This is a genomic window from Rhizobium sp. CFBP 8762, from assembly GCF_014841565.1.
In the GTDB taxonomy this organism is placed as follows: domain Bacteria; phylum Pseudomonadota; class Alphaproteobacteria; order Rhizobiales; family Rhizobiaceae; genus CFBP-8762.
The window spans coordinates 73,868-95,461 of the sequence record NZ_JACYUD010000005.1 but is presented as its reverse complement, the minus strand read 5'-3'; the positions used below and the strand labels follow the sequence as shown (position 1 = coordinate 95,461).

19 protein-coding genes and 1 tRNA gene are annotated in these 21,594 nt (G+C 53.8%); 10 read left to right on the top strand and 10 right to left on the bottom strand.

Features of this window, described 5'->3' with window-relative positions; genetic code table 11:
• Positions 1–64: 64 nt before the first annotated feature.
• Positions 65–2,338, bottom strand: coding sequence for a TonB-dependent receptor (locus IFT84_RS12745; protein ID WP_342212871.1), 2,274 nt, complete (start codon positions 2,336–2,338; stop codon positions 65–67).
• A gap of 234 nt (positions 2,339–2,572) precedes the next feature.
• On the opposite strand from IFT84_RS12745, the gene IFT84_RS12740 reads away from it, so the two are divergent.
• From IFT84_RS12740 to IFT84_RS12725, 4 genes are read left to right on the top strand one after another with little or no spacing between them, the layout of a single operon-like run.
• Positions 2,573–4,369, top strand: coding sequence for an IucA/IucC family protein (locus IFT84_RS12740; protein ID WP_192119922.1), 1,797 nt, complete (start codon positions 2,573–2,575; stop codon positions 4,367–4,369).
• A complete protein-coding gene (locus tag IFT84_RS12735) occupies positions 4,353–6,098 on the top strand; it encodes an IucA/IucC family protein (protein ID WP_192119920.1) in 1,746 nt (581 codons plus the stop codon). Before IFT84_RS12740 ends, IFT84_RS12735 begins: the two co-directional genes overlap by 17 nt.
• Positions 6,085–7,365, top strand: a complete 1,281-nt coding sequence (locus IFT84_RS12730) for an AMP-binding protein (RefSeq protein WP_192119918.1) — start codon at positions 6,085–6,087, stop codon at positions 7,363–7,365. The genes IFT84_RS12735 and IFT84_RS12730 overlap by 14 nt, the downstream gene beginning before the upstream one ends.
• The gene (locus IFT84_RS12725; protein ID WP_192119916.1) at positions 7,362–8,711 is read left to right on the top strand and encodes a DUF6005 family protein; all 1,350 of its coding nucleotides are present in this window, start codon (positions 7,362–7,364) and stop codon (positions 8,709–8,711) included. The genes IFT84_RS12730 and IFT84_RS12725 overlap by 4 nt, the downstream gene beginning before the upstream one ends.
• Positions 8,712–8,837: 126 nt before the next feature.
• Here IFT84_RS12725 and IFT84_RS12720 read toward each other — a convergent pair whose 3' ends face one another.
• Positions 8,838–9,698: a prephenate dehydratase gene (locus IFT84_RS12720; protein ID WP_192120395.1), complete on the bottom strand. Its 861-nt coding sequence runs from the start codon at positions 9,696–9,698 to the stop codon at positions 8,838–8,840.
• 11 nt (positions 9,699–9,709) lie between these two features.
• Positions 9,710–10,465, bottom strand: coding sequence for a 3-deoxy-manno-octulosonate cytidylyltransferase (locus tag IFT84_RS12715; protein ID WP_192119914.1), 756 nt, complete (start codon positions 10,463–10,465; stop codon positions 9,710–9,712).
• A 261-nt stretch (positions 10,466–10,726) separates the two neighbouring features.
• On the opposite strand from IFT84_RS12715, the gene IFT84_RS12710 reads away from it, so the two are divergent.
• Positions 10,727–11,527: a c-type cytochrome gene (locus IFT84_RS12710; protein ID WP_192119912.1), complete on the top strand. Its 801-nt coding sequence runs from the start codon at positions 10,727–10,729 to the stop codon at positions 11,525–11,527.
• A 92-nt stretch (positions 11,528–11,619) separates the two neighbouring features.
• Here IFT84_RS12710 and IFT84_RS12705 read toward each other — a convergent pair whose 3' ends face one another.
• The 5 genes from IFT84_RS12705 to IFT84_RS12685 all read right to left on the bottom strand — a co-directional run bounded on the left by IFT84_RS12705 (position 11,620) and on the right by IFT84_RS12685 (position 16,191).
• A complete protein-coding gene (locus IFT84_RS12705) occupies positions 11,620–12,564 on the bottom strand; it encodes an AEC family transporter (protein ID WP_192119910.1) in 945 nt (314 codons plus the stop codon).
• A gap of 147 nt (positions 12,565–12,711) precedes the next feature.
• A complete protein-coding gene (locus tag IFT84_RS12700; protein WP_192119908.1) occupies positions 12,712–13,329 on the bottom strand; it encodes a general stress protein in 618 nt (205 codons plus the stop codon).
• Between the two features lie 46 nt (positions 13,330–13,375).
• The gene (locus IFT84_RS12695) at positions 13,376–13,804 is read right to left on the bottom strand and encodes a PepSY domain-containing protein (protein WP_192119906.1); all 429 of its coding nucleotides are present in this window, start codon (positions 13,802–13,804) and stop codon (positions 13,376–13,378) included.
• Between the two features lie 202 nt (positions 13,805–14,006).
• A complete protein-coding gene (locus tag IFT84_RS12690; RefSeq protein WP_192119904.1) occupies positions 14,007–14,381 on the bottom strand; it encodes a CAP-Gly domain protein in 375 nt (124 codons plus the stop codon).
• 100 nt (positions 14,382–14,481) lie between these two features.
• Positions 14,482–16,191, bottom strand: coding sequence for a sensor domain-containing protein (locus tag IFT84_RS12685; protein WP_206757413.1), 1,710 nt, complete (start codon positions 16,189–16,191; stop codon positions 14,482–14,484).
• 383 nt (positions 16,192–16,574) lie between these two features.
• On the opposite strand from IFT84_RS12685, the gene IFT84_RS12680 reads away from it, so the two are divergent.
• Together IFT84_RS12680 and IFT84_RS12675 are read left to right on the top strand one after the other, a co-directional pair.
• Positions 16,575–18,254, top strand: a complete 1,680-nt coding sequence (locus tag IFT84_RS12680) for a thiamine pyrophosphate-binding protein (protein WP_192119900.1) — start codon at positions 16,575–16,577, stop codon at positions 18,252–18,254.
• A gap of 192 nt (positions 18,255–18,446) precedes the next feature.
• Positions 18,447–18,815, top strand: coding sequence for a hypothetical protein (locus IFT84_RS12675; RefSeq protein ID WP_192119898.1), 369 nt, complete (start codon positions 18,447–18,449; stop codon positions 18,813–18,815).
• A 30-nt stretch (positions 18,816–18,845) separates the two neighbouring features.
• Here the strand turns inward: IFT84_RS12675 and IFT84_RS12670 are convergent.
• Positions 18,846–18,935: transfer RNA gene (locus tag IFT84_RS12670), tRNA-Ser, on the bottom strand.
• Positions 18,936–19,157: 222 nt separating this feature from the next.
• Here IFT84_RS12670 and IFT84_RS12665 point away from each other — a divergent pair.
• The 3 genes from IFT84_RS12665 to IFT84_RS12655 all read left to right on the top strand — a co-directional run bounded on the left by IFT84_RS12665 (position 19,158) and on the right by IFT84_RS12655 (position 21,322).
• Positions 19,158–19,478, top strand: a complete 321-nt coding sequence (locus IFT84_RS12665; protein WP_192119896.1) for a hypothetical protein — start codon at positions 19,158–19,160, stop codon at positions 19,476–19,478.
• A 57-nt stretch (positions 19,479–19,535) separates the two neighbouring features.
• A complete protein-coding gene (msrA, locus tag IFT84_RS12660; protein WP_192119894.1) occupies positions 19,536–20,186 on the top strand; it encodes a peptide-methionine (S)-S-oxide reductase MsrA in 651 nt (216 codons plus the stop codon).
• A gap of 149 nt (positions 20,187–20,335) precedes the next feature.
• The gene (locus tag IFT84_RS12655) at positions 20,336–21,322 is read left to right on the top strand and encodes a BMP family lipoprotein (protein WP_192119892.1); all 987 of its coding nucleotides are present in this window, start codon (positions 20,336–20,338) and stop codon (positions 21,320–21,322) included.
• Between the two features lie 38 nt (positions 21,323–21,360).
• On the opposite strand, the gene IFT84_RS12650 is transcribed toward IFT84_RS12655, so the two are convergent.
• Complete coding sequence (locus IFT84_RS12650; protein WP_192119890.1) at positions 21,361–21,573, bottom strand: SlyX family protein; 213 nt, start codon at positions 21,571–21,573, stop codon at positions 21,361–21,363.
• Positions 21,574–21,594 lie beyond the last annotated feature (21 nt).

Here is a 21,594-nt window from a genome sequence, read left to right as displayed (position 1 = left end):
GACAGCCACTGATTTCGCTAGGGTCTCCTAAGAGACCAACCACTATAGTCTTTAAATAGCTGCTTTAAAAATCAACCGAGGCGGAAAGCATAAACGTTCTTGGTGCACCACCAATGAGATGGTCTCTTGCTGACGAAGCCCAGTAAGCTTTATCGAAGACATTCTCTACGTTTGCTTTCAAGACAACCGGCTTGTTTTGAGGACTTGTGAACACATACCGCAAACCAGCATCGAACCGGGTCCAGTCTTTAACCTTCTGGGTGTTGGCCGCATCATACCACGTGCTGCTTGAATGGATCATACGACCGGTCATGGTCAGTCCCGATATAAGCTGATCAACATCATATTCCGCGTAGAGATTAATGGCCGTACGCGGGACACCACTGACTTCATTGCCATCAAATCGGCCGTCTCTGGTTTTTGCAGTCTTCGCATTGAGGAACGTCACACCACCCAGCAGGCGAAGGTCGTCTGTCAGTTCGCCAAACACATTGACTTCAAGACCGCGATTGATCTGCAAACCACTGGCCGAGTACAATTTGATATTGCGGTCGAAGAGTAAACTGGGTCTCCTGATCTCAAACAGTGAGGTCGTTAAGACGAAATCACCAAACTCCTGCTTGAGCCCAATCTCCTTTTGTTTGTTGACAGAAGGCGGAAGTACATCCCCGTTGTTGATCGCACGCTCGTCGTTGACGGTCTCTCCAGCTGTCAAGGCTTCGACGTAGTTCCCGTAAACGGAAAGCTTGTCCGTAATGCCGATCAGCCCGGCAATAGCAGGGCTGAAGCGGCTATCCGTATAGCTGTAACCTCTGCTCGGAAGGCTCGATTCAATATTTTGGAAACGACCACCGATTGTCAGTTGATACCGATCGTTGTCGAAGGAAAGCGTATCCGACACAGCAATGCTGCTTTCACGTCCTTTGCTGAAAAGCCAGGCGTTGCTCGCTCGCGGCACAACAGAAAAGTCTATTTTATTGCTATCAAGCTGCGCCGGATTGTAGATATTTGTCGTTTCCGTCAGCAATTTCAGCTCGCGGCCTCGAGATTTCTGGGTGCGATAATTCTCAGTTCCAGCACGTGTATAGGCAATATTGAGCTGGTGATCGACAACTTCGGTTTCGAGTTTGGCTCTCAAACCAACTTCAGCTGAAAATCCTTCGTGCTGTTGGGGATTGGTGGAAACGATAATGCCCGCATCCCCCAGAATATTCTTGATATTATAGTAGGATCCCACAAAGTTTTCCCGGTAGCGGCGTACGCCACCGGCGGCATAGACGGTGACGTCCTCCGTCAAGTCGTATTCCACTCTCGCTGCCGTCATGATGTTATTGGTATCATAGTATTCAAATGGACTTGCGGTATTTCGGCGACCATTGGGAGCATCGGGAATGGCTACACCGGCGGGTAGTTCGGCATAATTGAACAGTGACGTTGCCGCGTCGACCTTTTGGTCGTCGGTTGTCACATCCAGCGATGCGCGCAGACGATCACCGCGATAGTCCAGACCAATCGTACCGACAAAAACTTTGTTCGCATTATTATCAAGGACCGTATCCCCGCCACGATAGGAGCCATTGACACGAACACCCCACTCATTGTCCGCACCGAACCGGCGACCAATATCGAAATGGGGTGAAAACTGCGACTCACCCATATAGGTCGTCGTCAGTCGTGTCAGAGGTTCGTCAGCGGCCCGCTTTGGTACGATATTGATTGTACCGCCGATCCGGTCCTGACCTCCGGAAATGAGAGCACTCGGCCCCTTCAATACTTCAACGCGCTCGACCCCTTCGGTGAAGACCCGACGCGAATTGGTGAGATTTTCCAGGCCATCAAATAATGTGTAGTCGGCGTTGAGTTCAAACCCACGGATCATGAAGCGATCGCGCTCGCTGAACGTTGATGCGTCGTTGCGCACGGAGGGATCGTTCAAGACAACGTCCGACACATAGCGCGCATTCTGATTGCGAATGAGTTCCTCCGTGTAAGACGTAATATTGAATGGTGTTTCAAGCACGGACCGGTTCCCGAGCATTCCGAGACGAGCGCCAGAACCGACCTGCCCTCCAGCATAAGGCGTTGGCGGCTGACCAATTGTTCCCGTTGCCGGAGGCTGACCATCACTGGATTGGCCTCGAACAACGACAGCGTCGAGAACTGTCGGCGTAGATGCATCAACACGTTGAACGCGACTTTGCTTCGCAGTCACCTCGGAGCGCTTATCCTGACCAAGCGCTGAAGCGGTGGTGAGCGAAAGAAGTGAAACCCCTGCCAAAGCTACATAAACACACCGAGATGTCGCAAATGGTAATTTTTCATTAAACCTAATCAACACGTCTACCCCCTGAAATTAGCAACTGCTGAGGGATATTATTGCCGTGCACAACATTCAAGTTTAAACATTAGTATCTTTTCATTAAGTTTTAAATGTTGTATTTCTAACACTAGTATCTATGCGATGCCAACTTCAGCAGCGACATTAGCGTTCGATGGCGTGCAATCTAGGGTAGATAAGTATGGAAAAGACGTTTATGCGCAAGTTTGGGTGGTCGCAGGGACTTCAGCGGGCATGAGTGAAACAACAAAGCCAGCTAGCTGGGTGGCCGAGCACGTCACATTTTCCTGCTTTGCCGCCTCCTTCATGAACGAGTTTGATACAGGAGTACGCGTTAACCATCACATTCATGGCGAAAGTGTTTCGGCAGTCGAATGGTCGATCGGTTTCCAAAAACTTTTCATACGAGCTGAATTAATATCAACATCCGTGTGCGGACCACAGCACTTTGGCAGGATATGGTCACGGCTGAGTACTGATGTTGTCTGGGAACCCGTCCCGCCGTTAACGGCTGTCATCGCTTTGGTTCGTTATGCCTATACGCAAACGGAAGGCGGGCACCTGGAGGCTGTGCGTGTCCGCGAGGTTGAGCTTCTCGCACGAATTATCGATAGCTATCAATTGATGGCGACCTATATTGAAACAGCCATTCGGACACCGATAGCTCCTGATAACTTTATCCAAGCAGAGCAGTCTCTGATTTATGGCCACTGGCAACATCCGACCCCAAAGAGCCGGCAAGGCATGGCATTCTGGCACCAGCAGCGATATGCACCTGAACTTGGCGGGACGTTTCAACTTCAGTATTTCGCCGCGCATCAATCCATTGTGAGGCAAGCCTCTGCAAACACCGTTTCAGCCAGCGACGCTATTCGGCAAATGCTCGGTGAAGCTCAGCACAATCTCATCATCGGCCCGGGAGAGGTCCTGATACCACTGCATCCGCTCCAGGCGGAAGCGGTGTTGATGGATCCTGATATCATCACTTTACTGGAGAAGGGTGATCTGCGTCATCTGGGGCCAGCCGGCAGTACATTTACAGCAACATCATCGGTCCGAACGGTCTTCAACTCAGATGCTGAATGGATGCTGAAGTTCTCATTGCCGGTCAGGATTACCAACTCCATTCGTATCAACCGCCGCCATGAGCTTGAAGCTGGCATCGTCATGGCCAAGCTCGTGCAGAGTATCGGCCTTACGAGTACAAGCGGAACGTTCCGTATCATTCAAGACCCCGCTTACATCACACTCGATCTGCCTGGACGCGAGGAAAGCGGTTTTGAAATTATATTCAGGGAGAATCCGTTTCGGGGAACTCGCGGCGATGGTATTGTAACAACCGCAGCACTAGCGGCCGCCCCCCTCCCTGGCGCACTGTCTTACCTTTCTCAGCTCATCCATAAACTTGCTTATGCATCTGCGGAAGATATCGCTGCAACGTGCGTCAAATGGTTCAACCGTTATCTTCAATGTGCAGTTGAACCGCTGATCCGGCTGTATGATGACTTCGGTTTAGCTCTGGAAGCTCATCAGCAAAACAGCCTGATCGATATATCCTCGGGTTATCCAAGCGTTGGGTACTACCGGGATAACGAAGGGTTTTATTTGTCAAAATCCTATCGCAGCTTGATCACAAAGATGGTTCCCGAAAGCCATCACCAAGACGCGCTCTTCTACGAAGACGCCGAAATACGGGACTGCTTCGCCTATTATCTAATCGTTAACCAGGTTTTCTCGATCATAAGTCGCATGGGGCATGATCGGCTTTGCAATGAAACCGTTCTGCTTCAAATCCTTCGCAGTCATCTGCATGCAGCCGCTGGAACGATGTCGGGCGCCGGAAGAGACTTCATACGCCACATCCTCGATCTACCAACGATCGCATCCAAGGCCAATTTGACAACCCGTCTTCACGATGTCGACGAGTTGCAAAACAATGGAGCGCAATCCCTGTATCACGCCATTCGCAATCCCCTCATGGACCCCGGCGCGATTGCTGTCACGAGGACAAACAATGTCATTGCCTCTTGAAGAAACGGCGTTTTCTAGTGACCGTGTCCTGCGACAACTGATATCAGCGCTGTTGTTCGAAGGTATTGTGCAGGCAATAGAAGAGCTGATTGATGGCGTACCGCACTTGCGGTGGTCGCTTGGGGGCAACGATTTTTGTGGGCTGTGCAAGATCGGTGTATTTGGTCGGGTGCGTGTTGCGCCGCAATCGATCAAGGTCCGTCGATCAAACGGCACCTGGGAGCTTGCATCGCTTGGGGACATTGTTCCTTTCCTACCGGGCAATGGCATCAACCGAGGCAAATTGTTGCACGAACTGCAACAGACGGTCGCATTCTCCAATTGGAACCAGCAAAATTTACCAGCTAAAAATCGCAGGCGTATGGCTTTTCGCGAACTGGACGGTGCATTGGATGAGGGGCATCCTTATCATCCTTGCTATCGGGCACGCCTGGGTTTTTCAACTATCGATCATATACTGTATAGCCCGGAGTCAGGTCGACCTTTTCAGTTGGTTTGGCTTCTGATTGCGCGAAAGCATCTTTCCCAAAACCTTCCCATGGCGGACGAGCCGTTTTGGCGCAATGAATTAGGCGACAATGCTTGGGTCGCTCTTGAACAACGGCGAATCGCTTTTAAGCTAAGCCTCGACGATTTTGGTTATGTACCGATGCACCCTTGGCAGTGGAAAACGCTGCGTGACCATGAATTGGTCCCTTGGATCACAGCCGGTGAGCTTCATTATCTTGGACTGTTTGGGGATAGCTATATCGCCACGCAGTCGGTGCGCTCTTTGTTCAGTATAGACCGGACAGGCGCATCCAGCATTAAACTACCCCTTAATATTATAAATACCTCCTCACGACGAACGCTCGAACCCCATTCGGTTTGTACGGCACCGGCGTTGTCTCACTGGATCTCCGGTGTTGTTGCAGGAGATGCACTGTTTACCGATACTTACCCTCTGACAATATTAAAAGAATACGCGGGAATTATTGCCGATCCAGAGGGACCGCTTGCAGGGCAAATCGGCGCACTATGGCGAGAGAACGCCGAAGCCACCTTGTTGCCTGAGGAGGCGCTGATTCCTCTTAATGCGACTATGATGATTGAGGCTGATGGAAAGCCGTTCGTCTCAGAGTGGATTGAACGGTTCGGCCTTGAAGACTGGACCAGCAGATTGCTGGAGATCGTCATTCTGCCCATTTGGCACCTTTTGGTGTTTCATGGTATTGCCGTCGAAGCCCACGGTCAGAACGTCCTACTCGTTCACAAAAACGGTTGGCCGGTCCGTATCATCCTTAGAGATTTGCACGAGAGCGTAGAATTTTCCTATGCTTTTTTACGGAGACCGCAGGATGCACCGGATTTTCAGTCGCTGAACCCAATCTATCGGAATGCCCAGCCTGACCAATATTACTGGGTCGAAAGTGTTGAACCATTGCGCGAACTGGTGATGGACACCCTGTTTGTGTTCAACCTTACCGAAGTCTCTCATTTGCTCCATACCAGCTATGATTTTTCCGAATGTGATTTTTGGGCAAGGGCTCGAGGTTTGCTGACAAACTACGCCGATACACACGAAATGCACGCGCGCCAAGCACTTCTTGACACCGAAAGCGATACCATCGCGACGGAATCCCTTCTCACCCGAAAGCTTCTTGCAGACAAACCTGAGTACCACCACAGGATCCCAAACGATCTGTCACTAACGCCGCAAACAATAAGGGACACTCATGATCCACATTGACGGGCAGCTATACGACCGCGCTTCAATTCAAGACTTGGGCAATCGCATGTCTTCGCAACTCGGCTTGGACACAGACGTCAAGCGCCGCTATGCCCTATGTTTCGGCAGTACCATCGAATGGCTGTCTCTTTTCTTCGCTATCCGCAAGAGCGGTGCCAGTGTTTTACCGATTCACCCAAGTACTCCCTATTCAGCGGCACGGAGACTTGCCGAAACGGCGCAATGCGAGCGGCTAATCTACCGCAACTATCCAGAGGAAAAACTGATCCCTTCGGAGAGCCCTTCTTCTACCGGACAACTTTTGCAGATGAGTTCAGGTACGACGGGTGCGGCAAAATGCATCGCGAGAGACTGGACCGAAATAGACTGCGAAGTCGAGACTTACGTTAAAACCTTTCGTGAGCCGGACACGATGACGCCTGTTATCGCATGCCCGACGACCCATTCCTACGGGTTGATCTGCGGCATACTTGTAGCATTAGCACGAGGGCAGGTGCCAACCCTTGTGGACACCGGAAATCCAAAACATCTTCTTGCCATCCTTCGCGACACCGAGCGCCCCCTGCTGTACTCTTCACCAGCCATCCTGCATACTTTATCTCGGTTACTGCCGGAGGACGAAAAACTGTACGCGACCATGACCTCGGGCACCCTTCTACCCGAGCCCTGGTTTGCCCGCATCCGCGACAAAAGTCAGCACATGTTTCAGCAGTATGGCTGCTCGGAAACCGGTTGTATCGCTATCAACCCAGATGTTCGCGCGTCTGACGAGATGGGTTTCGTATTGCCGCACCATGCGGCAATAACCGGGAACAGCCGGGAAACCGCAAGCGAAATCATCATCCAGTCCAGAGACGGCCGTGCCATCAACACCCGTGATCTTGGTTACCAACGCGCAGATGGCATGCTGGTTTTCATGTCGCGTATGGACGACATGATCAATGTTTCAGGCTTGAACGTGTATCCAAAAGATGTCGAGGATACGGTGATGGCCATGGCAACAATCCGGGATGCTGTTGCCTTTCGCAAATCTGACCAGTTTGCCGGCGAACGGGTCGTGCTGCTGTACAGTGCAAGTCAATCGGTTCCCCCAAAAAATATTCGTGATTGGTGCAGCAACCACCTCGCCAGCCATCAATTGCCATCGGACCTGGTGCAGGTCGAAGAAATCCCACGTCAGGCAAATGGAAAAATCAATCGTCGAGATATCGCTGCACAATATGAGGCAGGCAAACTGATCAAACGATCGACTGGAGCCACCCTATGAATCCTTCCGAAATATATGACGCTGTGCGCACGATACTCAGCACAACCATGAACAATGTTCATATGGATGGGTTCTCTCTCAACGCGCGTCTTAATGAAGATCTCTATCTCGATTCCGTCCTACTTCTGGAAGTATTTCTGAATCTTGAGCTAGAATACGGACTATCGATGCCTGAACAGGCCATCGCGGAGCAAGACCTCAATACAGTGTCCGATCTGATTGCGTTATTCGCGCCCAGAACGAAACTACCTGATTTTGCTTTGACAGGCGGAACTGTGGATGAAGGTGTGCACGGTGAAGCTTACTACGATCTTAAAGTCCATTGCTTCATCAGTTGCTTATGTGACGGTCTCAAGAAATTCGGCATAGACCATCGCCCTTTCTATTTTGGTGTCTGGGATGCCAAATTCGCTATCAGCGACCAGTTTGGGCTGCAGTATCATTCACCAGACATAACGCAGGATTTTTTCCGTGATTGGTTCACTCGTCTTTATAAGGTTCCTATTCATCAATGGTACGATCCACACCGCTCTAAGACAGAGAATCTTGAGACACTGATAGAGCTCGTAGACAATCGATCGGAATCAGTTTCTGTCATGGTTATGCTGGACATGTTCCACCTGCCGGAACGTGAAAACAAGTTCAACCAGAACCCATTTCCCCATTTCCTTATGCTCCGCACAACAACCGATCCGGACACATGGTTCGTGCATGACCCCGATTTTCGCTGGGAAGGTGTAATTGCTCGGAACAAGGTTGCGCATGCGATTATGCAGCCAACGGTTGGCGGAGGCTATGTTTTCGATAACGCCACGGCTCAAAGTCCAAACCCAGACGATATCAGCGCTTTTTTTGAAGCCTGCTTTATTCGTGATCGCAATCCACTCGTGGATGCGGTCTGCACTATCGTTAATGCTCATGTTGAACAACGGAACGGCCTGAGGATTTCAAATCTAGCAGTCGCGGTTCGCGAACTGCCGGTCATCATTATCCGTAAATACGCCTACGAACACGGGTTCGCTTTCTTCTGGCGTGCGTTGAAACTCCCTGCTGCTGAATTTGAAACATGGTGCGAGGTCATCGATTCGTTGGTGCAAGCACTAAAAAGTCTGCACTATGCGTGCATGAAACTTAGTCAGACCCAGGATTTAAGTCACGTGTCCAACGTTCACGACAAAATCCAAGAAGCCAACGATCTGGAAAAGAGGATAAAGGACAGACTTGGCGAGATCTTCTTGCAATGGAAAGAATCGCACATCCGCATGAGTGATCACGAAAATCATGCGGAAACTTCAAATTCTCCGCATGAGCCTTCCCTGAAAAAAATTCCGTTGCAGGCAACTTGATGCAGCAGACTGCTGTCTCTGAATCCAAATCCAATCTCCGTGGTGCCGGATAAGCCGCCATCTGTGCGGAGATGCCCCTGTCTGTTGCTGCAGCAACAGCCATGGGCCAGCGCACGATGTGGCGACCTAGTTGGCTAAATTTTTTCGCATCGGGTGAGCATAATATGTCCCGAGTATACGAACCTTCTCGGAAAAGAAGGCAAGTTCCTCCAGCGCGCGGCGCAAATTTTCATCCTCCGGGTGCCCCTCCACATCGGCGTAGAACTGGGTAGCGATGAACTTGCCGCCGATCTGGTAGCTTTCCAGCTTGGTCATGTTGATGCCATTGGTCGCAAAGCCGCCCAGTGCCTTGTAGAGCGCTGCTGGAATGTTGCGCACATTGAAGACGAACGTTGTTACAATCACGTCGTCCGGCTGCTGACGTGCCATCGGCACAGCAGTGCGCGCCAGAACGACAAAGCGCGTTACATTGCTTTCCATATCCTCAACATTTTCGGCCAGAATACTGAGACCGTAGAGGTCTGCGGCCAGACGCGGTGCCAGGGCGGCCATGCTGGGGTTTCCGGTCTCGCTTACCAGCTTGGCGGCCCCGGCGGTGTCACCGGCCACAACAGCCTTCCAGCCATTGGCCCGCACGATCTTCCGGCACTGGCCCAGCGCATGGATATGGCTGTGAACCGTCCTGATCTCATCCGCTGTGACGCCCGGCAGCACCATCAGTTGAAACCGGATCGGCATGAAATATTCACCGATAATATACAGCCCGCTGTCGGGCAGAAGGTGGTGAATATCAGCGACCCGGCCTGCAATTGTGTTTTCGATCGGAATCATCGCCAGATCCGCCTCTCCGGACTGTAACGCCACGAAGGCATCTTCAAACGTCTGGCAGGGCAGCGGCTCCATGTCAGGAAACATGTCGCGGCAGGCCATGTCTGAATTGGCACCAAAATCACCTTGAAAGGCAATGCGGTTGGTCGTCTTGTCTATCATGGCGAAGGTCAGGCTTTCTGTTTGGCGAGGATAACCCGCGCTTTTTCAAGATCGTCGGGCGTATCTACGCCAAGCGGTACGCCATCGACAATTTCCACGTCGATACGCATCCCCGCTTCCAGCGCGCGCAACTGCTCCAGCGATTCGCGCTTCTCCAGCGTGGAGGGCGGCAGGGCAACAAAGCGCGCAAGTACGCTGCGCCGATAGGCATAAAGACCGATATGATGGTAGAGAGGCCCGTCGCCAAACGGCGCTGTCGTACGGGTAAAGTAAAGCGCGCGCAACCGGCTTTCGGTCAGCGGTGTGCCCACCACCTTCACCACATTGGGGTTCATCCTGTCGGCATCATCGGCGATTTCCACCGTGAGCGTGGCTATATCTGTATCTGGATTGCCCAGCGGACGGAGAGCAGCGCGGATTGTCTCAGGCTCAATAGTCGGCAGATCGCCTTGCACGTTCAGGATCGTTTCAATTTCCCCATCCGGGTCCAGTTGGCGCAGGGCTTCAAAAATCCGGTCCGAACCGGACTGATGATGGTTGCCAGTCATGACCGCTTCAAAACCGGCAGCGGTGACAGCATCCAGAATATCCTGATGGTCAGCGGCCACGACGACACGACCGACATCAGCCTCGCGGGCGCGCATGGCCACCTGCACGATCATCGGCAAGCCCGCAATATCGGCCAAAGGCTTGCCCGGAAGACGGGTGGAGGCCAGGCGAGCGGGGATCAGCACCAACCTTTTGCTAAAATGCTGCTCGATCATGCTTTTTCCTTCAAAAGCTGGCAAAAAAAGTGTCAAGTGCTGGCTACAGCGCCGCGCGTCAAACACCACGCACAAAGGACGCTGTAGCACTTTATATCTGCTGCATAATTCTTCTTTAAACCGATTCCGATTTAAAGAATTATGCAAAAGGCAACTGCGGGATGATCGTAGTTGTCACGCGCTGCCAAAAGACATAGGTTTCACGCGATTTCAAGATGGGGCCGGGCGACAATCGCGACGGCTGTAAGGGAGCGTTTGCACATGAACTCATATGTGAACATGGGGGCGGGCGCCCTTCTTGGCACAGTTTTTGTCCTGATGTCGGTTTCGATCGCATCCGAGGGCATATTCCATTCACCGGTGCCCGAGAAGGAAGGCTTTGCCATTGTCGCCGAGGAGAACCCGGCAGAAGCTGCTGGTGAGGCCGGAGGAGAGGCTGCGGAAGTTGCCATCGGTCCGCTGCTCGCAAATGCCGATGCCGATGCCGGACAGGGTGTTTTCAAGAAATGTGCGAGCTGTCACACCGTAGAGAAGGGAGGGCCCAACAAGGTAGGGCCTAACCTATGGGGGGTCGTCAATCGTCCAATCGCCTCGCATGAAGGCTTCAGCTACTCTGCTGGCATGGTCGCATTTTCGCAGGGGCAAAAGGTTGTCTGGGACTTCGATCACTTGAGCTACTTTATCGAAGCACCAAAGAAGCATGTGCCGGGCACAGCCATGGGTTTCGCCGGCATCAAAAAACCGGAGGAGCGGGCGAACCTTCTGTCCTTCCTGCGCACGCAATCGGACTCACCGGCGCCCCTGCCCGATCCGGCTGCCGCTCAGGCAGCGCCTGCCGAGGGTGTTGAGCCCGCTGCGGCCCCAGCCGCCGCCGCTCCAGCCACCGGCGATGCGCCTGCACAGGCACCTGTCACCACGCAAGAGCCGAAATCAGCAACCACACCACCCGGTGCGGCCACCACACAGGAACCGGATGAAGCTGGCAAATCCACCAGCGCTCCACCCTCCCCACAAGGTGACCAGCCAGCCCCCGCGCCCGAGCAGACGCCTGCAAAGCCTTAGAGAGCTTTTCGTTCTGATTAAAAACAGAACGGCGCTTTAACGGCATCATGTGTTAACCCGGGCAGGCTTTGCCCGGGTATTTTCGTCAGCGTCTACATTAGAAAATACGTCCATGCGGAAACGGAGACCACGCCCAGCATGGTCGTCATTGTAATGGTGCTGGATGCCAAACCGTGCCCCACATTAAAGTGATTGGCAATCAACCAGGCATTCACGCCTGTTGGTACCGATGCCGTCAAGACAAGCGCCGCTGCCCATTGAGGCGACAATCCGACAACCGTACTGAAAGCGAACACAGCCGCGGGCAGCACAATGAGTTTCAATGCCGTGGTTACGGTTGCCAACCCCAGATTGCCTGATACACCGTATTTAACCAGTGCCATGCCGATGGACACCAGCGCCGCCGGTGCGGCGACAGCCGTGATCTGGTCCGTGACGATCTTGACCGTGCCGCCAAACGGCAAACCGCTGATATTGACCAGCGCACCACAGCTGAGACCGATAATCAGGGGATTGCGTATCAGGTTTCGCCCGACATCGAGCATTACCTGAGGCACACTCTTCCCCGCCCGTCCTGTGGCTTTTCGCTCGGCGCGCTCCATCAGAATTGTGCCTGCAATCATCATCACCGGCAGATGCACGGAGAGCAGAACCGACAGCGCAACAATTCCGTCCTCGCCCACCACTCTGGTGACCAGCGGAAGACCAATAAAGATGTTGTTGGCAAACGAGGATGATACGCCTGCAAGAACGCCGATGCGCGCATCACGCTTGAACAGACGGGTGGCAATCAATTCACCCAGAGCCCAGGTAACAGCCACACCACCAAAATAGGCCACCCACAACAACCATGGGGAGCCGGACTGGAAATTCGCTTGCGCAATCGTGCCGAACAGCAACACCGGCACAGCAATACGAAACACAAAGTCTCCGAGACCATCGCCGACGCTTGGACTGAGATATCCGATACGAACAACGCCCCAGCCTAAAAATATAAGGATAAAAACAGGCAGAACGTTCAAAGCAATCTCGGACATACGCAACCAATCATCGTTTCATCAAGCGTAACGCCAACAGTGATGTTTCTGCAATGGGGTTGCTACCGAACAGGACGCGGTTTTTGCGCTACCTCAAAACGCAAAAAGCCGACCCTGAGGCCGGCTCTTTACAACTATAATCCGAGATTACAGAACGTTCGTGTAGCGATTGCGCTCTTCACGTGCCTGTTCAGGCGTGTAAGGCGTTGCCGACTCATCGAAGCGATCCCAACCGGATTCCGAGTACGAACGGCGGCGATCTGCGAGATCAACCCGGCGCGAGCGCTGCAGAATGTCTTCCGCAATCGAAGCATGGGCTTCGTTGACCTTGGCCGTGACCAGCGTACCGCCACGGCGCACGCCTTCAGCGTACACATGCGCATCTTCTTCAGATACACCAGCGTCCGTCATCGCGCCGATAATACCACCGGCTGCACCGCCAACGGCTGCACCAGCAATGGCGCCGACAGCTGTGGCTGCGAGCCAACCAGCTGCTACCACTGGGCCCACGCCGGGGATGGCCATAATACCGAGGCCTGTCAGAAGACCACCAGCGCCACCAGCCAACGCGCCGAGACCGGCACCGGTGCCTGCTCCTTCGGCGGCTCCGCTTTCGTCAACGTCGGCACGATCGCGACCGTACCATTCGTCGGAGTTGTTGGCGACAATGCTGATGTCGTCGCGGGGAATACCTGCGGTTTCCAGTTCATTTACCGCACGGCTTGCGTCGTCATAATTGTCAAAAAGACCTGAAACAGTAGCCATTGATCATCTCCAAAATTGTAGTGGTTTCGAAAGCCTGAGGCCCGAATTACTGGTTAACGATGTTGCCCTGATAATCGAGCGCTACGGAATGGCTCGCGCCGTCCTTCTTAGCCGTTGTTCTCCAGATACCACTGTCGTCCTTGGTCAGCGGACCGACATCCGTGTAACCAGCGTCGGTGATCCGGCTGCGGGCCTGATCTTCGGTGAAGGAATTCGCACCAGCAACGGGAGCAGCAGAGTTCGTTGTTTCCGGCGTTGCAACGGCAGGTGTGCTGGAATCAGCATCGGTGCTCGTTGTCGTGTCCATGCCGGTTGCGGGTGCTGTCGTTGTTGTATCAGCAGGCGCGGGTGCCATGGTGTCTGCGGGAGCAGTCGTTGTTGCGGGGGCAGGTGTCTGGGCAGGCGTTTCAGTCTGCGCCATTGCGAAAGTCGTGGATGCGGCCAACAGTGCCGCAGACATGATAATCTTTTTCATCTTTACCTCGCTCTATGTTCTTGAAACCAGATCGCTGGTCTGCTGGTCAAGAAACGTGCACACCCCGTTTAGGTTCCGTAATAACCCGAACATAAAGCGGCATCTGAGCTAAAAATGATCTTTTTTAAGTCACTTGCGGCAGGCAGACGCACAGTTCTTAGGCGTGGAAAACAACCATTATCAAAGAACCGTGCGACTGATTTCAAACCTTCTGATCTTCCTTTTCCTTGACGCGCCGTTTTGGCTCTTCGGGCGCGTCCGGCTGATAGGGTTGCGACCCATCCGGCTGGGGTGCGGTAAGATTGCGCAAGCTGGCCAACCGGTCCTCTACTAACGGGCGGAAGCGGGTGGCGCGGTACGGCATATCGTCGTAGCCATATTCCTTGTCGGCACCGCGATGAATCTCGGCAACCTTGATACCAATAAATTCACCGTCGAGATAATGGGTAAAAGGCCCAAGCCAGCGAATGGTGTAGATTTGACCTTCCACCAGTTCGATCGCCAGGGAAACACGCTGCTGCTTGGTGTATTTGGCATCGATACACACCACCTTCTGGCCGACATAAAATTCGTTCATCGCGCTATCCGTTTGAATGAGCCTGCAACACGCTATCGTGTTCCGTTAAAAGCAGGCAGACGGCGTTTTGTCAAAGGTCAGTCGCCTTATTCGGTGCGCCCTACTCTGATTCGATACTATCATGATCCATCTGCCAGTTATCCTTACCGGCTGCCTTTGCCTCATAAAGCACCGTATCGGCATGGGCAAGAAAGGTATCAAGATCTCCATTCCAGGACGCGGTCCACGAGGCCCCGACACTACCGCTCAAGGCGAGATCGGCAATGCCGATGCGATAGGGTTCATGGAGGGTGGCGACGACCCGTTGCGCGAGCGAGCGCAAATGATCCCGTCCTGCATCCATCAGAAAGACTGCAAACTCGTCGCCACCCAGGCGGGCAATCATGTCCCCCGTCCGCACACAACTGCGCAAGCGGTTTGCCACCTCTATCAGCACCAGATCACCTGCCTTGTGTCCAAGCCGGTCATTCACCTCTTTAAAACTGTCGAGATCGATGGCCAGAATACCGCAAGTCCGCCCCTTGGCGCCTTTTTGCACACGCCGCGTAAAGCCACGCCGGTTCAGCAGCCCGGTGAGGCTATCGGTATCGGCCTCCTCTTCGGACTGGATCAATCGCTGGCGTTCGTCCGAAATATCGGTTGTCATGCCGACAATCAGTTGCGGGTCACCCTTGGCATCGCGAAGCAGGCGCCGGTCACAGCGCATCCAGCGAGATCCATTGACGGTTTCCAGCCGGTATTCGTCCGAGGAGCGATCGACCTGCCCGCTGAGAAGCGGCAGAAGGTTGGTGGCACCATAATCCTCGGGGTTGATCTTCTTCATGTATCCCTGAAGATTGAAGACGGATGCGTCCGGTCCCGCAATGAAGCGAGCCAGTTGTTGCGAGGTCGTAAACTCACCGGTCGCAACATCCATATGCCAGAAGCCACCTTGCACGGCATCGATTGCCAACGACAATTGTGCGTTGTTTTCCCGAAGGCGCCGTTCGGCCGCGCGTTGCTCTGTCACATCCTCGATTTGGGATACAAAGCAGATTGGCTCGCCCGTATCATCACGCACAGCGGAGACGGACAATATGGTTTCGACCACATTGCCTGTGAAATTGATGTAACGTTTTTCTATTCGGTAGCCATCGCGCAGACCAGCCAGCACCTGCTTGAACAGGAGAACATCGGCATCCCGGTCATCCGCATGGGTAATATCGCGAAAGTCCACGCCCTCCAGCGCGACCGGATCGCAACCAAGCATGGCTGCAAAGCTTTCATTCACCCGTGCAACACGACCGGTCGTTTCAACCACCGCCATGCCAATGGGCGCATTTAGGAACGTATCCTCGAACAAGGCGTCATTGCCGGTTAGAGGAAGCAACCCGCCTTCGTCCGAACTGATATCGGTCAACATAGCGAAGACGCCGACGACCACGCCATCCGCGCCGGTGTGCGGAAGATAACAAGCGTGGACACGGCGTTTGCGACCGTTTTGCAGCACGGCATAGTCATAAGAAACTGCTTTACCGGCCAACGCCTGCCGCAGCCGCCGTCCCACCAAGGTAAAGTTGGCATTGCCGACCACATCACGACAGTGTTGCCCTATAACCTCCTCCGGCGTCTTGTCACGCCAAGCGGCATAAGCCTTGTTGGCATACACGAACCGATACTCGCGATTGATATAGGCCACCAGCGCCGGAAGACGGTCCAGTAACGGCGCGGATGCAAACAAGACATCCGGACCTGGCACCGCCCCTGTCTGGACGCCGCCCGAAGAGGAAGGCACCGCTTCGACTGGTCCTTCGTTGTCATTCATTCCCATGCGGCCACCTGCGCCATAAGGGTCGAACGCTCTGTTCCAAGCCCGTTGACCCGCCCTCAAGGATTTGAGGTAGGCCATAACCGTGGATAGTAAACCACCGATTAGCGATTAGGGTTGAGAATCTCGGGGTCCATAGCAATTCCCCTTACGATTTAGTGAGAGTTGCGACAGCTGGCCTTAACAGTAAGAAGCGTTAGGACCAGTCTTGAACAATACGGAACTGCATCTTGCTTTGACGTTGCTCACACCTGCAGCGGACTGCAAGATCAATTCTGCGAAAAAACAATAGCGATATTTCATGAAATTATTACATAACTTATAATTGCATAGAATCGATTCCTGCTATCTTAAGTATTAAATACCAAGATGATCAGGAGGTAGCTTTGCCCAGAACTTGTGTTTCCGTCATCACACGCATGATCGAGTCTTTGAACGTAACCCACGTATTTGGCATATCAGGTGGCCCAATCGTTCCGTTGGTGGTGGAGTTCGATCAAAGCAAACTGAAAACGGTTCTTGCCAAACATGAGCAAGGCGCTGTCATGATGGCAGACGGCTATGCGCGTGTCAGCGGCAAGATTGGCGTCACTTTTGCGACCTCAGGTCCCGGTGCCACAAACTCTGTCACCGCTATGATGACCGCGCACGCGGACTCCTCACCCATTCTGCTGATGACGGGCCAGGTTTCACAGAAAGTGTTTGGCAAAGGGTCACTTCAGGAAGGCAGCGGTGCGCTCCGCACGCCGGATATTGTCGGCATGTTCAAAAGCATCACGAATTATTCGGCCATGCTTCCGGGGTCCGAGCTCACCAGACAATATATGAAGATGGCTCTGCGACACGCCCTTTGTGGACGCAAGGGAACGGTTCATCTCTGCCTTCCCGCCGATGTGCTGAAAGGTGTGGCTGAGGACGATACCGACGACACATTTGAACAGGAGATCGGTGAACGCTGGTTGCCTGACGCAGAAAAGCTCCAAACCGCTGCGCGCCTGTTACGCCAAGCGCGCCGTCCGGTCATTTTGGCCGGTCATGGCATCAATCTGTCCCGTGCATGGCAACCTTTGCAGGACCTTGCGGAAGCATTGGGTGGCAACGACATTGAAGGGAAAGGGCACGTTTCCCGAACAGCACCCCTTTCCCTCGGTGTTTTCGGCATGGCGGTCAGTCAGATCGCCGATGACACGCTTTTAGGTCCCGAGCCGGATGTTCTGTTTGTCGTTGGCTCCAGTCTGGGCGAATGGCAAACCAGCGGATGGAACCCGGCCCTGCGCAAAGGGCGCACCTTCATTCATCTTGATATCGATCCGACAGAACTGGGAAAAAGCTATATCCCGGACGTGGCGCTGGTCGGTGACACCAGCCTTGCTCTATCCAACTTGACGGAGCTTGTGGGCGCAGGCAAAGCCGAACCGAAATGGCCCGCACGGATCAACACGGTCCGGAGTGCGCGCACACTACAAGGCGATGCTCCTGTCCTCAAACCCCAGACAGTGGCAGCCAGCCTATCGGAAATGGCCGAGGACTCGACGATCCTGTTCGTCGATATCGGAAATTGCATTAGCTGGTCGGCTGATTTCTTTCAGGCCGCGCCCGGCACGTACCACGTAGGCATCGGCATGGGAACGATGGGGCATGCCGTAGCCGCTGCTATTGGCGGAAAACTTGCGGCACCGGATAAAACGGTCGTGGCACTGGTGGGAGATGGCGCGTTTCTGATGACGGGCACCGAGGTCCATACAGCAGTGGAATACGGTATCGCAGTGATCTGGATCATCCTGAACAATTCGGGCCACGGAATGGTCTACAATGGGGAAACACTGATCTTCAGCCAGTTTGAAACCCGAGTCGATTTCGCTGAATTTGCAAGGTCTCTGGGTGCCAGGGGCAAAACGGTGCGCACCCTCGATGAGTTCGAGACTGCTTTCCTTGACGCGAGGCAGGCAAATTGCCCGTACGTGATCGATGCTCATGTCGATCTCGAAGAGGTTCCAACAATCCTCCTGCGTCGTGTTGGCATGTTGAAAAAGTACTTCTCCGCAGACGATGCACAGACATCCTGAACGAACAGAGTGCACAGATGACAAAACCCTATTGCGATATCGGCATTCTCGGCTGCGGCATGGCGTTGCCGGAAACAATACGCCGGTCAGACGATCCGATCTTCTTGGCCATTCACCGTCAGGCCAGTGAGGCAGATGTTGCGGAAGCAGATCTGTTCAACGGGATCGAAGAACGACGGATTTTGACCGAATTTGGAAGGGGCCTTACTCAGCCCCATCGCCTATCCCAACCTGCACACCATCATCTACGCTTACGTTAGCACGCTTGAGATCATCGATCTTTTCCTGACGCCCACGGACGAAATGATCCTTGCGTCCGCTGCCCCCATAACAGCGCCAAAAACCTGCTCCACGCATCCCGCACCACAGAGTCTGATACCGCAAAGTATCGAGCGGCGGTTTGTCACCAGCAACGCTCAGGCCGCCCATGATTGCTATTGCGGCCTCAGCGACTGCTGCCTGACAACGGCCACCCTCGTCGACAAGCTCGGTCTTCACCGGTTGCAAAGTTTCGGAAAAATCCCGATGGGGTTTTCCATTCATGGCAGAACAAGGCAATAGGATAGCAACTGAAGGCTGTGACGGACAGACTGGCGGACAGAGCGGGATTCGAACCCGCGATACGCTTTCACGTATACACACTTTCCAGGCGTGCGCCTTCAACCACTCGGCCACCTGTCCTGACGCCAATCGCCGGTGGTTGCTTCCGGCGATAGCTGCGGCTCGGTTCGAACCAGCAGACCGGCGCGATATATACCGATCATCCGCGCTTGATCAACCTGTATTGCGCAAGTTTTTTGCGTTCGCTGACAATAACTTCGCTGAACGCACATTGTCGTTGGCTATCACAGCAACTATTTATCGAGACAGGAGTGATAAACCGGCTGTTTCGCGGAGAACGTCATGCGGTTCCTGTTTAAACTGGCCAGTTTTCTGGCGTTGATTGTCGCAATCCTGGCAGCATCGGTGGATGACATTCAATCGGTTGCGGCGTCAGAGCCGACATTGACATCCCTGCAAGCAGGCTGGAGCACGTTGAGCCCCGCAAGCTTTCAGGCCACTGCCCAGACACTGGAACAAAGCCTCCCGTCATTCCTCTATGACACGGTTTTTGCGTGGATCCTGTCGCAACCGGCCTTTGCCGTGTTTGCAATGGTCGCATTGTTGTTCTGGGTTTTTGGGTATCAGAGCAGATCGCGCAGTCGCGGCCTTGCTCTTTCCTGAACATCGTACCGGCCCGAAGACCGGCCCGAAATCAATAAGTATTCATAGGAGTTCGCGATGTTTCTCAATGAACTGTTTCACAAGAAGACGGCCAAGCCAACTACGGAGAATGCGCTTCCCGGACGCGCAACCGCGCTCGAGACGGCAAAGACCCATTATGTCAATGGCAAGTCCTTGAAAGGACCCTACCCGGCCGGCACAAAATCCATTCTCTTGGGCATGGGTTGTTTCTGGGGCGCGGAGCGCCTGTTCTGGCAGATACCCGGCGTGTATGTCACTGCCGTGGGCTTTGCGGGTGGCATAACACCCAACCCAACGTACCGGGAAACGACCACGGGCCTGACCGGCCACACGGAAGTGGTGCTGGTGGTCTACAATCCTGATGTCGCACCCCTGTCAAAACTGTTGAAAACTTTCTTTGAAGAGCACGACCCCACGCAGGGTATGCGGCAGGGCAATGACGTGGGCACCACCTACCGTTCGGCAATTTACACCTATGACGACGAGCAATTGTCGGAAGCGGAGGCTGCGCGCGATTCGTTCCAACAGGCGCTGGATTTCGCCGGTCACGGGGAAAAAATCACCACCGAGATCGAACCAGCCAGCGAATTCTACTTCGCGGAGGCCGAGCATCAGCAATATCTGGCCAAAAACCCTGGCGGCTATTGTGGGTTGAAAGGCACGGGCGTGAGTTGCCCGATCGGCTGAATGACACCTTTGCTAAACCGGCCATTTGGCCGGTTTAGCATTCTTAACCACGCCTAAAATTTTGGATGAATTTTGCTTGAAGCCATGCAAGGATAGATGACCGGAGTGCGGCATGTCTCCAGGGTCCGTATCAACCAAAGGCTTTATCCATGAAGAAAACCATCCTCACACTGTTTGCGACGGCTGCTCTGTCGGCCACAGCCTTTGCGGCGGATATCAAGCCCGCGATCATTTACGATCTCGGCGGTAAGTTCGACAAGTCGTTCAACGAGGCGGCCTACAATGGCGCGGAGCGATTCAAGAAGGAAACCGGTATTGAATACCGTGAATTTGAAATCGCCAACGATGCCCAGCGCGAGCAGGCGCTGCGCCGCTTTGCGCAGGATGGCAACAACCCGATCGTAATGGCCAGCTTCAGCTGGGAAGCCGCTTTGGAGAAGGTGTCAGCCGAATTTCCGGATACAAAATTTGCCGTTATCGACATGGTTCTCGACAAGCCGAACGTGAAGTCCATCGTGTTCAAGGAGCAGGAAGGCTCCTACATCGTCGGTGTTCTGGCCGCCATGGCGTCCAAGAACAAGACCGTCAGCTTCGTCGGCGGTATGGATGTTCCGCTGATACACAAATTCGCCTGCGGCTATGTCGGTGGCGCGAAGGCCTCCGGGGCAAAGGTTTTGGAAGCCTACACCGGTAGCACCCCAGACGCCTGGAACGACCCGGTCAAGGGTGGCGAAATCGCCAAGTCGCAGATGGATCAGGGTTCGGACGTGGTCTATCATGCCGCTGGTGGCACCGGTGTGGGTGTCCTGCAGGCAGCCGCTGATGCGGGTAAGCTCGGCATCGGCGTGGACTCCAACCAGAACAACCTGTTTCCCGGCAAGGTGCTGACCTCCATGGTCAAGCGTGTAGACGTTGCCGTCTATCAGGCGTTCATGGACGCAAAAGACGACAAGTTCACCTTTGGCCCGTCCAACCTCGGCCTGAAGGAGGAAGGTGTCGGCTACGCCGTTGACGACAACAACAAGGCCCTGCTGACACCGGAGATGATTGCTGCCGCCGACAAGGCAAAGGCTGCCATTCTCGATGGCTCACTGGTCGTTCACGACTATATGTCGGATGAAGCCTGCCCTTACTAAGCATCGTTAAAGCGGCGGGCATCACCCGCCGCTTTTCTTTAATAATGCGGGGGGCGGGTAATGGCTGGTGCTTCCAACCCCTGTTCTTCCAGAGTCGAAAAGCGCTCGGCCAGCATGTCCAGCTTTGTGCGCATCCGCTCGACCACTTTCCATTGCTCGGCCAACTGATCGGAAAGCTCTTCAATTACACCGCTCTGGTGGGCAATAGTTTCTTCCAGCCGAATGATACGGTACTCATCTTGACTTGCCACAAAATTCTCCTTTGAAGAGCA